The sequence below is a fragment of the Deltaproteobacteria bacterium genome, assembly GCA_016933965.1.
In the GTDB taxonomy this organism is placed as follows: Bacteria; Desulfobacterota; Syntrophia; order Syntrophales; family UBA2210; genus JAFGTS01.
In genome coordinates this window covers 40787-52575 of sequence record JAFGTS010000022.1, presented here as the reverse complement: position 1 = coordinate 52575, position 11789 = coordinate 40787, and the positions used below count along the sequence as shown (strand labels likewise).

Genomic DNA, 11789 nt, shown 5'->3' with positions numbered 1-11789 from the left:
AGGGATGTCAAGTGATAGAACGCAAGTTAGTGGCAGGTAAAACTATGAACGTTTCATTTGAACAGGGGCCCATCAGACCGCCCAGTGAGGCGAAAAGCCTCCTGATCCGCGTGACGAGGAACTGTCCCTGGAATAAATGTGCCTTCTGCCGCTGTTACCGGGGAACGAAGTTCGAAATACGGTCCATCGAGGATGTGAAGGAAGATATCAGATGCGCCCGGCGGATCGCCGATGATATCAGGTCCCTGTCGTGGAAGATGGGTGAAGGCGGGTCGGTTTCTCGGGCCGTCGTGGCCGGGATATTCGCGAACGAGGCCCTCTTCAATGACAGCTACCGCAGCATTGCCGCGTGGCTCTATTTCGGCGGGGAATCGGTCTTTCTTCAGGATGCCAACTCGCTGGTAGTAAAGACCGATGACCTGGCGCAGGTGATCTCCTTCATCAAGGAAGCCTTCCCGTCAGTAACCCGGATCACTTCATACTGCCGCTCAAAAACGGCGGCCCGGAAAAGCCGTGAAGAATTCGAGACGCTCCGTGACGCGGGACTTTCCCGGGTGCACATCGGTATGGAAACCGGTTACGACCCGTTGCTTGCCTTCATTCGCAAGGGTGTGACGGCGGCCGAGCATGTGGCCGGCGGACGTAACGTGGTGGAAGCGGGCATATCCCTGTCCGAGTACATTATGCCGGGCCTTGGAGGAGAACGCTGGTCGCGCGAGCACGCCGTCGAAACGGCGCGGGTCATGAATGAGATAAACCCCGATTTCATCCGCCTCCGGTCGGTCCAGGCGATCCCCGGAACGGAGCTGTACCGCATGATGGATGAAGGGCAGTTCATTCCGCTCAGTGATGATGATATGGTTCGCGAGATACGCCTCTTCATTGAAAACCTTGATGGCATTGAAAGCACCGTCGTCAGCGATCATATCCTGAACCTTCTGGAGGAGTTGGAGGGGAAGCTTCCGGAGGACCGTGAAAGGCTTCTGGGGATCATTGACCGTTACTGCGACATGCCGGAAGAAAAGCGACGGGTTTACCAGCTTGGACGACGGCGTGGAATATACCGCCGACTCGACGACCTGGATGAGCGCCGCACTTACGATGCCCTCAAGGACATTGTCGACCGTTACAGGAACACGGAGCCCGATGCCTTCGAGAGAGACCTGAAGGCGATCATGTATAACTACATTTGAGATGATCGGGGCGTGGTGCCTGAGTGTCTAAGTGCCTGGGTACGTGACGAAACCACCTCCCCCTTTGGAAAAGGGGGATCGAGGGGGATTTTAAATACAAAAATCCCTCCCGGCCTCCCTTTACGAAAGGGAGGTGAAAAACTTAACCCGTACCCCGTACCCCGTACCCCGTACCCCGTAATCCATAATCCGTAATCCATAATCCATAATCCATAATCCATAATCCGTAATCCGTAATCCATACCCCCTCTCCTATTTTCTTGACATGATAGTAAGGTCCGGGTAGTATACCGCGCTTTGTAATACGCTACGACAGGAAGGTGGAAATGCAGCCAAGAAGGGAGATACGGAAGGTTCTGGTGGCGAACAGGGGTGAAATAGCCCTCAGGATCATCAGGACCGTCAAGGAACTCGGTCTCACTGCTGTTGCAGTCTATGAGCGGCCCGACAACGAGTCGGTCTTTATCAGATTCGCCGATGACGCGATACTTATCGGGAACGGACCGCGAAAGGATTACCTTGATATAGAGCGAATGATATGGGCCGCCCGGAAAACGGGGGCGGATGCGATCCATCCCGGGTACGGGTTCCTTGCGGAGAATCCGGATTTTTCCCAGGCATGCAGTGAGGCGGGGCTGATTTTCATCGGACCGCCGCCTGAGGTCATCCGAAACCTGGGGAACAAGATCATTGCCCGCCAGATCATGGAAAAAGCGGGTATTCCCTCCATTCCGGGAACCGACAACCTTGCAAAGGGTGAAGAGGGGATCGCGGAAGCTGTGGCCTTCGGTGAGCGGGTTGGATACCCCCTCATGTTGAAGGCGTCATCGGGAGGCGGCGGCAGGGGGATCAGAAAGATCGGCAGCAGGGACGAACTCGTTACCCAGGTGCCGCAGGCGCGGGCGGAGGCGCGGTCGGCCTTCAACGATGATAATGTCTATGTGGAAAAATACATACAGCGGCCGCGTCACGTCGAGGTCCAGATACTGGCGGACTCACAGGGGAATGTCATACATCTGGGAACCAGGGATTGTTCGATCCAGCGCCGCCATCAGAAGTTGATAGAAATCGCGCCGGCGGACCTCCCCATGGATGTTCTGCAATCCATCCATAAAACGGCCGTAGAAGCCGCGGCTTCCGCCGGATATCTCAATGCCGGGACTGTGGAATTCCTGGTCGATTCCGTGACGAATGAATTCTGGTTCATGGAGATGAATACGCGGCTCCAGGTGGAGCATACCGTCACGGAAATGCTTACCGGCGTGGATATCGTGCGGGAACAGATACGGATAGCGGAAGGACATCGGCTTGAGATACCCGAAGTCCGGTTCCACCTGCTGGGAAAGGCCATCCAGGTCAGGATCAACGCCGAAGACCCCAAAAATAATTTCATGCCTGAGGGAGGGAAGCGGGTCGAGGTCTACCAGTCTCCGGGGGGTCCCGGTATCAGGCTTGACGGTATGGCATACCAGGGATACAAGATACCGACCGAGTATGACTCGCTGCTCGTTAAAATGACCATCCGTGGGCATAACTGGGAGCAGGCGGTTCAGCGCCTGAAGCGTGCCCTCAATGATTTTCTTATCGTGGGTCCGAAAACAACGATTCCCTTCTATCTCAACATCTGCGAAGACGCGGATTTCCAGAAGGGAACCTTTGATACCTCCTATCTGGAAACCCACAGCAACGTTTTTGATTATCCGGAAAAGGAGCGGGAGGTTGCCAGGATCGCCCGCCTCGTAGCAGAGATCCACGCGAAGAAGACGAACACTTACGCTTACTGACGGTTGAAATAGGGCATGCACGCTTACCGTGGCAAGTGTGCCGACAGGATGGGATGATGAGCTCACCACAGAAAACACAGGATGAACGAATTACACCGAAAGACCTCCACAGTGGCGGGGCCGCGACGGTTCTCGACAAGATCCGTCGGGCGAAGGATTACCTGATCACCAATACGGAGCGCGACCTGTCCCAGTCGGATTTTAAAAATCGTATCATGCCCCATACGCAGATGCTGGTCGCGGAGGAACGCAATAATGCGGGCTATTTCACGATCGAGATATCCGGCGGTGCGTCCGTCCATGTCGATATGCTGCGAAAGCAGATAAACCCCCTGGAGAAGCTGGAAATACTCGGGACGCAGATGCCGGACACCATGTTTCAGACGCTCTGCAGGGGTATCAACCTCTTCGGATATCGCCCGTATCCTGAAAACGTCATTCGATTGACGGTCCGGAGTTTCGCCCGATACATCCATGTGTGGCGGGTCTTTGATTTCCTGAATTATATTCCCAACATGGTTCCCGTTCTGGAGGAGGTGCGGGCGGCAGGGTGCATCTGTGAGCCGTCGATCTGTTTTTCAACGGGACCGGAACATACCGATGAATATTACGTGCGCAAGGTCGGCGAGATCCTTGCCGTGACCGGTGAAGAGATCATCCTCTGCATCAAGAACCATGGCGGGCTGGGAACGGCGAAGCGGATGGGCGACCTGGTGAAGGCGATCCTCAACCGGTATCCGGAGCTGATCATCCATTATCACGGGCATAACACCGATGGTAACGATATCGGCAGGATCGTGGAGGCCGTCAGGAACGGTGCCAGGATCGCCGACGCGGGTGATCATGCCTTTACCGGGTTTTACGGACCTCCTCCTGTACTGACAGTTCTGGAAACCCTTGAGGAGTATGGCTTTACAGCGGCCGGTATCGATCGCGATGCGGTGGTCGCCACGTCGAACAGGCTCCGCCCGGAACGGGAGCATTACAAGGACTTTGAGTCCCAGTTCCTCGGCTTCGATCCCACCGTTCAGGTTCATAAATTGCCGGGCGGCGCAACGGGTTCCAGTTTTGAGCAGGCCGTCAAGGGCGGTTTCCTGCACCTGATGCCGCAGATACTTCAGGAAGAACTGCCGAGGGTCCAGGTGGAGCTGGGTAACTGGTGGAGCGTGACACCCGGTTCGCAGATACTCTGGACGACCGCCGTCAATAACGTCCTGAAGGGGAAGCGATACCGGGACGCCAACGACGATCTGAAAAATCTGATGCTCGGCCGCTACGGGGAACTTCCTTTTTACCGACCCGGCGATGATATCTACGAGACGGTCTTCGGCTCGTCCTGGAAGAGTATCCTTGAAAACGAAGGCGGATATCAGCGGATAGAGGATGTCGATCTCGACATCGAACGGCGGGTGCTTGAACGGCGCCTGGGAAGGAAGGCGACGGACGATGAACTGGTCCTCTACCTGCAGCATCCCAACGACGCGGTGAATTTTTTCAAATTCGAGGAAAAGTATGGAAAGACCTGGGTGCTGCCGCCGTCGGTATGGTTCAGAAAAGGCGGATTTACCCTAGGAGACCGCTTTGATTTTACCGATGCCTACGGCAAACATCACCGGATCGAGATCGGACCGCAGCGAAGGACAAAGGGCGGCGATGCCGTGACATATCTCATTATCGATCACCACCCGGAACCGATCCTGACCGAACTTGAGAGCGAAGGAGAAAAGAAGGAACGGAAGGTCTCGCTTACCCAGAAGGAGATCAGCGAACTGGCGCAGGCCGGTGATGTGAGGTCGCCGATCAAGGGAGTGGTGAACGAAGTTCCCGTTGAAGTCGGGAGCGAGGTATCCGCCGGCGAGGTGCTTGTCACGCTCGAGGCCATGAAAATGCTCAACAATATCATATCCGAGATCAACGGCCGCGTGACGGATGTGGCCGTATCGCCCGGTGACGAGGTTGACGTGGGCGAGCCCCTGATCATGGTCGAGAAAAAGGCCTGAGAAACGGGTTGCCGGATCGAACAACAGGAAAACGGTCGGTGTCGCGGGATGGAAATTCCCCGCCGTACCGTGACTGCCGCCAATAACAGTGTGAATTCAATATGATGGCTCCCTGATTCATCCGGCACGATTGAATCTCTGCTTGACATTTGTCCGATCTATGATAATTTTTCGTGACATCGAGGGGCAATCAGGAAAATATCGAAAGAGGAGCTGCAGTGGGAACGCGATATTATACTCTTCTGCTCATACCTCAAAAAAAAGGAACCATACGCAAGCTGCGGGTGTCTTCGACGCTGTTCACCGGTATTATCATTCTTTGTGTCGTTTCTCTTCTCGCGCTTGTTTTCCTTGCAAACGAGTATATCAATACAAGGGACAAATTGTGTGAACTGGATGATTTGCGCGAGATCAGCGCAACCCAGAGAGAACAGATCAGCGTGCTTGCCGACAAGGTGGGCGATTTTCAGAAGAAAATGGAGGAGCTTCGCCAGTTCGATAAGAAATTACGGATCATGACCAACCTCGAGGAACCCCACTCAAGCAATGATTTCCTGGGAGTGGGCGGCTCCGTCAGGGAAGATTACTTTTCGGAATCGCCCGCAGCCCGCATGGATGATGAATTGATTGAAAAGATCCATGAAAGCATGGATGACCTTCTCGATGAGGCTACTGTTCAGCAGGATAGTTTCAGAGAGCTCCACCAGTTCCTCGAAGAACAGAAATCGGTTCTTGCCGGCATACCCTCGATATGGCCTGTCATCGGGTGGGTGACATCTGAATACGGATACCGGATATCCCCCTTTACCGGGAACAGAGAGTTTCACAAAGGCATCGACATAGCGACCCGGATCGGCGAAGAAGTCGTTTCACCGGCGGATGGGAAGGTGAAAAAGATAACCTATGAGACCGATATGGGTAACATGATCATTATCGATCACGGTAGCGGAATATCGACCTGCTACGGGCATCTCCTGAAAAAATCCACCGCCGGCGTGGGACAGAAGGTGAAGCGCGGTGATATCATCGGATACGTGGGCAATTCGGGCAGGAGCACGGGACCCCATCTCCATTACGGGGTGCGCGTCGACGGTGTCTTTGTCAATCCGCGGAAGTATCTCTTTTAAGAAACGTGTCTTCCCCCCGCAAGGAAAGAGGTAAATGAGAGTGTCTCCCGGTAATGGAGTGTTACCGGGTTTTTTAATGGTGAAGGTATGTTGAATTATGTCCTGAAAAAGATATTCGGGAGCAAGAACGACAGGGAACTGAAACGGCTGTCCCTTGTTCTCGATGAAATAAACGCACTGGAACCGGAGGTCCGGAAGCTGACCGACGATCAACTGAAGGCGAAAACTCCTTATTTCAGGGAGAAACTTCAGCAGGGCGCCGAGGTCGATGCGATCCTCCCGGAGGCCTTTGCCGTCGCGAGAGAAACAGCAGCGAGGACCGTGGCGATGAGACCCTTTGATGTTCAGGTCATCGGCGGTATCGTTCTTCACGAGGGGAAGATCGCGGAAATGAAGACCGGCGAGGGAAAGACCCTTGCGGCGACGATGCCCCTGTATCTCAACGCCCTGACCGGGAAGGGGGCGCACCTGGTGACGGTCAATGATTACCTGGCGCGGAGGGATGCCTCCTGGATGGGGCCGATCTACAGCTTCCTCGGGCTTTCGGTGGGGATCATCGTTCACGGCATGAGCGATGATGAGCGGCGACGTGCCTATTCCTGCGATATCACATACGGAACGAACAACGAGTTCGGCTTCGACTATCTCAGGGATAACATGAACTTCCGCATCGAGGATTATGTCCAGCGCGATTTTCATTACGCCATCGTCGACGAGGTGGATAGCATCCTTATCGACGAGGCCCGGACGCCCCTGATCATTTCCGGACCGTCCGAGGAATCGACCGACAAATATTACCGCATCAATCAGGTCCTCCCACGTCTGACCCGGGAACGGGATTATACCATTGATGAAAAGAGCAGAACCGTCGTTCTGACGGAGGAGGGCGTCGCGCGCGTCGAAAGCCTGCTGAAGGTACAGAATCTCTATGAGCCGAAAAACATCGAGTTGCTGCATCATGTGAACCAGGCACTGAAGGCCCACACGCTTTTTAAACGGGATATCGATTATCTGGTGAAGGACGGGCAGGTCGTCATCGTCGATGAATTTACGGGACGGGTCATGCCCGGCCGCCGTTACAGCGACGGCCTGCATCAGGCACTCGAGGCGAAGGAGCATGTGAAGATCGAACGGGAGAACCAGACACTGGCGTCGATCACTTTTCAGAACTTCTTCCGCATGTACGACAAACTGGCCGGCATGACCGGAACAGCCGATACCGAAGCTGAGGAATTCAAGAAGATATATGATCTCGACGTGGTCGTCATACCCACGAACATGCCCATGATCCGGGAAGATTATTCAGATGTCATCTACAAGACGGAGCAGGAAAAATTCAGGGCCGTGATCGACGAGGTCAAGGAACTTCACCATATGGGAAGGCCCGTTCTGATCGGCACCATCTCGATCGAGAAATCGGAACTTCTCAGCAAGTACCTCTCCAAGAACGGGATCAGGCACAACGTCCTCAATGCAAAGAACCACGAGCGAGAGGCGGAGATCATCGCGCAGGCCGGACAGCCCAATGCCGTCACCATATCGACGAACATGGCAGGCAGGGGGACCGACATCAAGCTGGGGGAGGGCGTCGCTGATCTGGGCGGGCTTCACATTCTCGGTACGGAACGGCACGAGAGCCGCCGCATAGACAACCAGTTGCGGGGGCGGTCGGGACGCCAGGGCGACAATGGGTCATCGAGGTTTTATCTGTCCCTTGAGGATGACCTGCTGCGTATATTCGGTGCCGAGAGGATCTCGTCGATCATGGATCGGATCGGCGTCGAGGAGGACCAGCCGATCGAGCACAACCTTATCACCAAGGCGATCGAAAACGCTCAGCGCCGCGTGGAGGGTCAGAACTTCGATATACGGAAGCATCTTCTGGAGTATGACAATGTAATGAACCGCCAGCGCGAGGTCATTTATACCCAGAGACGGGACGTCCTGAGCGGTGAAAACCTCTGGCAGGCCGTTGAGGAGATGCTGGGGGAAGTGACGGAAGACCTGGTGGATGAATACATGGAGGAGAAGGCCCATCCCGATGAATGGAACCTCAAGGGACTTGAAGATCTTCTTTTCAAGCGGTTTTTGCTCAAGCTGCCCCTGAGCGGGATGAACCGGGCGGAGATGGACCGCAGCACCATTCAGGAAAAGATCACGTCAAGCGTGATCGAACATCTCCGGAGCAAGGAGCGGGAATACGGGACGGACCTCATGAACTACATCATGCGGGTCGTCATGCTGCAGTCGATAGATACGCACTGGAAAGAACACCTGCTGGCGATGGATCACCTCAAGGAAGGTATCGGGCTCCGCGGTTACGGCCAGAAGGACCCCGTCAGAGAGTATCAGAAAGAGGGATACGATATGTTCATGGACATGGTATTCCGGATCAAGCAGGATACCCTCGAAAAATTGTGCGTGGTCCAGATACAGCGCCAGGAAGAGGTGCGGGAGATCGAAGAGGCGCAGAGCCAGGATTATGTCATGAGTCGTGGTGACGCGGGGGCGACGCCCAAAACGGTCAAGCGGGATACGAGGAAGGTCGGAAGGAACGAACCCTGCCCGTGCGGCAGCGGTAAGAAGTACAAGCATTGCTGCGGGAGATGAATTAAAAGGCAGTGAGGTACACAAGGAGAGCCGAAGATCATGACTGATGAGTTACATGTCCCCGGGTTTCTTGCCGGAAGTGTTTTCTGCGGTATCAAGACGAACGGCCGGAACGATCTGTCCCTGATATTTTCGAAGGTGCCGGCGGCGGCGGCCGGCGTGTTCACGACGAACGTTTTCACGGCTGCTCCCGTTGTTCTTTCCCGGGAGCGGATCAGAAAAGGAACGGCCCAGGCGGTCATCGTGAACAGCGGTAATGCCAACGCCGCGACCGGGGATGAAGGTCTCCGTGACGCGCTGGCCGTGTCAAAGGCCCTGTCAAAGCGTTTGAACATCGATGAGGAGCTGGTCCTCGCGGCGTCCACGGGAGTGATCGGCGAGCGGCTGCCCCTGGAAAAGATACTGGCGAACATTGACAACCTGGCGAAAGCTGTCAGCCCCTATGGTATTCCCTCCGCAGAGGAAGGAATAATGACGACCGACGCGTTTCCGAAGATGCATGCGCAAAAATGCCGTATTGGGGGGAAAGAGATCACGGTCTGCGGGATCGCGAAAGGTGCCGGAATGATAGAACCGGGCATGGCGACGATGCTTGCCTTTATCATGACCGATGCCTCCATAGAGCAACCCTGCCTGGAGCGGGTTTTCAGGAAGGCCGTTGACGAGAGCTTCAATGCCATCAGTGTCGACGGATGCATGAGCACGAACGATATGGCCATCATCATGGCGAATGGTGTCGCCGGTAATGACCCGCTGACGCCTCGGTCGAAGTCCCTGCCGATGTTCCGCGAGGCACTGGGCGGCGTCATGGATTTTCTTGCCAGGGCCATCGTGAGAGACGGTGAAGGATCTACCAAGGTGATCTCTCTTGTTGTCGAGGGTGCCCGGAACATGAAGGAAGCCCGGCGGGTGGCCTATGCGATCGCCCGTTCAAACCTCGTGAAGACCGCTTTTTTTGGAAATGATCCCAACTGGGGACGCATTATATCGGCCGTCGGTGCCTCGGGTGTCCCTGTGCCCGCGGATGCAACAGAACTCTTTATTGACGGCATCCCGCTCTTCAGGAACGGGACGGGTGTTCCGGGGGTGAAGGAAAGGCTTGCGGAGGTGATGAAGCGCGAGACGGTCCCGGTTACGGTCAGACTTGGAATGGGCAAGGCATCCTTCCACCTCTACACATCGGATCTTTCATATGATTATGTGAAGATAAACGCGATGTATCATACGTGATCCGTGAGAAAGGGATTAGGGATTAGCGGATTACGGATTATAGGATTACGGATTATAGGATTACGGATTGCGGATTAGGTTTTTCACCTCCCTTTCGTAAAGGGAGGCCGGGAGGGATTTTTCTATTTAAAATCCCCCTCAATCCCCCTTTTGCAAAGGGGGACTTCTGTATTACCAGGCACTCAGGTACTTAGGCACTCAGGTACTCATGCACTGGATGTCCCTAACCACTTTTTTTGCCTTGATTATTCGACCGGCATATGATATGTCGCTGCAGCCCGTAAGGGAAAATCACTCACATCCCTTGATTGTACCCGGCGTTGCTTGAAAAAGTCCCGGGACAAGAAGAGAGGGGTGGCGGTACAAACGAAAGGAGAAATGCTCATGTCTTATGTTTCAATGAAAATGCTGCTCGAGTCGGGGGTCCACTTCGGTCACCAGACGAACCGGTGGAACCCCAAGATGAAACCTTTTATCTTCGGTGCCCGGAACGGCATATATATCATCGACCTTCAGCAGACGGTTCAGCTTTTCGATATCGCTTACAGTTTTGTGGTCGATCTTGTTTCCACGGGAAAAGAACTGCTTATGGTGGGAACAAAGAAACAGGCCCAGGAATCCATCAAGGCGGAGTCGGAGCGCTGCGGGATGCCCTATGTGAACCAGCGATGGCTGGGCGGCATGCTTACCAATTACGTGACGATTCGAAAAAGTATCGAACGGCTCAACACCCTTGACACTATGTTCCAGGACGAGAGTATCAACGCCTTCCCGAAAAAGGAGATCATGGGACTCCAGCGCGAGCGTGTGAAACTCGAGAGGGTTCTCGGCGGCATCAGGACCATGAAAGGTCTGCCGGGTGCGCTTTTCGTGGTGGATCCGCGAAAGGAACAGATAGCCGTTAAAGAGGGACGGAATCTCGGCATTCCCATCGTGGCCATCGTGGATACCAATTGCGATCCCGATGACGTGGATTATATCATTCCCGGTAATGACGATGCGATCAGGGCGATCAAGCTGTTCTCTTCGCGTATCGCCGATGCCGTTATTGAAGGCAATCGCCGGTTCGAGGAGCGGATACAGGCTGAAAGCGATAAGGGTGAGGACCGGGAGGAAGCGGAGGTGGACGTTCCCGAAAGCATTGAAACAAAGGACCTGGGTGGTATGGAGGAAGAACCGCCGGAAAAGTACGGCGATGACAATATCCGTGATGAGGAGCAGGAGGTAGATTAGAGTGGAGATTACAGCGGCACTGGTAAAGAAACTGAGAGACAAGACAAATGCCGGCATGATGGATTGCAAGGAAGCCTTGCAGGAATCCGGCGGTGATTTTGATAAGGCGATTGAATATCTCAGGAAAAAGGGAATGTCGGCGGCGACCAAGCGGTCTTCGAGGGCGACCAAGGAAGGGGTCGTAACTTCCTATATCCATATGGAAGGAAAGATCGGCGTCCTGGTGGAAGTGAACTGTGAAACGGATTTTGTGGCAAAGACGGACGGGTTCAAGACCCTGGCCCGCGATATCGCCATGCACATCGCGGCAATGAACCCGAAATACGTTTCGTCCGAGGCGATTCCCGAGCCGGAGATCGAGCGGGAGAAGGCGATCTACCGGGAACAGGCACTGGCGGAAGGCAAACCCGAGAAGATCCTTGACAAGATATGCGAAGGCAAACTGAGAAAATACTACGAAGAAGTATGTCTTATCAATCAGAAGTTCGTCAAGGATACGGACATCACCATAGAAACCCTGGTAAAGAACATGATAGCGAACACGGGCGAAAACATCGTCATCAAACGATTCGTCCGCTATCAGCTTGGCGGGGAAGCGGAATAAACCACGGG

General features: G+C 54.5%; 8 protein-coding genes. All 8 read left to right on the top strand.

Annotation, left to right across the window (positions count from 1 at the left end; translation table 11 throughout):
• Nucleotides 1-44: 44 nt before the first annotated feature.
• The 8 genes from JXO48_04945 to tsf all read left to right on the top strand — a co-directional run bounded on the left by JXO48_04945 (nucleotide 45) and on the right by tsf (nucleotide 11781).
• A complete protein-coding gene (locus tag JXO48_04945) occupies nucleotides 45-1193 on the top strand; it encodes a radical SAM protein (GenBank protein ID MBN2283218.1) in 1149 nt (382 codons plus the stop codon).
• 326 nt (nucleotides 1194-1519) lie between these two features.
• Nucleotides 1520-2977 carry an ATP-grasp domain-containing protein gene (locus JXO48_04940; protein ID MBN2283217.1) on the top strand — a complete coding sequence of 486 codons (1458 nt, stop codon included), beginning with the start codon at nucleotides 1520-1522 and terminating at the stop codon, nucleotides 2975-2977.
• Nucleotides 2978-3033: 56 nt separating this feature from the next.
• On the top strand, nucleotides 3034-4977 hold the full coding sequence (locus tag JXO48_04935) for a pyruvate carboxylase (protein ID MBN2283216.1): 1944 nt from the start codon (nucleotides 3034-3036) through the stop codon (nucleotides 4975-4977).
• Between the two features lie 218 nt (nucleotides 4978-5195).
• Entirely contained in the window at nucleotides 5196-6104 is a 909-nt protein-coding gene (locus JXO48_04930; GenBank protein ID MBN2283215.1) for a peptidoglycan DD-metalloendopeptidase family protein, read from the top strand.
• A 90-nt stretch (nucleotides 6105-6194) separates the two neighbouring features.
• Nucleotides 6195-8714, top strand: coding sequence for a preprotein translocase subunit SecA (secA, locus tag JXO48_04925; protein MBN2283214.1), 2520 nt, complete (start codon nucleotides 6195-6197; stop codon nucleotides 8712-8714).
• A 39-nt stretch (nucleotides 8715-8753) separates the two neighbouring features.
• Nucleotides 8754-9944, top strand: a complete 1191-nt coding sequence (gene argJ, locus JXO48_04920) for a bifunctional glutamate N-acetyltransferase/amino-acid acetyltransferase ArgJ (protein MBN2283213.1) — start codon at nucleotides 8754-8756, stop codon at nucleotides 9942-9944.
• A 384-nt stretch (nucleotides 9945-10328) separates the two neighbouring features.
• A complete protein-coding gene (rpsB, locus tag JXO48_04915; GenBank protein MBN2283212.1) occupies nucleotides 10329-11177 on the top strand; it encodes a 30S ribosomal protein S2 in 849 nt (282 codons plus the stop codon).
• 1 nt (nucleotide 11178) lies between these two features.
• Entirely contained in the window at nucleotides 11179-11781 is a 603-nt protein-coding gene (gene tsf, locus JXO48_04910) for a translation elongation factor Ts (GenBank protein MBN2283211.1), read from the top strand.
• Nucleotides 11782-11789 lie beyond the last annotated feature (8 nt).